This is a genomic window from Telluria sp. AZSoR62 (assembly GCF_058111565.1).
Window position 1 is genome coordinate 1 of the sequence record NZ_JBYTST010000274.1, and the last position, 279, is coordinate 279.

The following is a 279-nucleotide window of genomic DNA, read 5'->3' on the forward strand; positions in this document are numbered from 1 at the left end:
CTCGTCAATGGACTTGTTCTGCGAATCGCTCCTGATTTCGCTACTGGGAAACCCTTCCCGCAGATAGCTCTCCAGAACCGTTGCCATCAATCCGTTGACTGCCCCACGAACGGCCGCAAGCTGCTGAAGAATTGCAGGACATTCCGCACCTGCATCAAGCGCTTGCTCAAGAGTCGCTACCTGACCTTTGATGCGCCTGATGCGCGTCAGTGCTTGCTTCTTTTCTTCCGGGCTGTGTGGCATCGAACACCTCTCTACTTGGGTACACCGCCGCATTAT

The 279-nt window shown here is 54.8% G+C and carries 1 protein-coding gene; it reads right to left on the reverse strand.

Annotated features, from left to right (window positions below; translation table 11 throughout):
* Positions 1 to 243, reverse strand: a 243-nt coding sequence (frmR, locus tag AC3XQU_RS23785) for a formaldehyde-responsive transcriptional repressor FrmR (protein WP_489876600.1), incomplete at its 3' end; no start/stop codon positions are given.
* Positions 244 to 279: the final 36 nt, after the last annotated feature.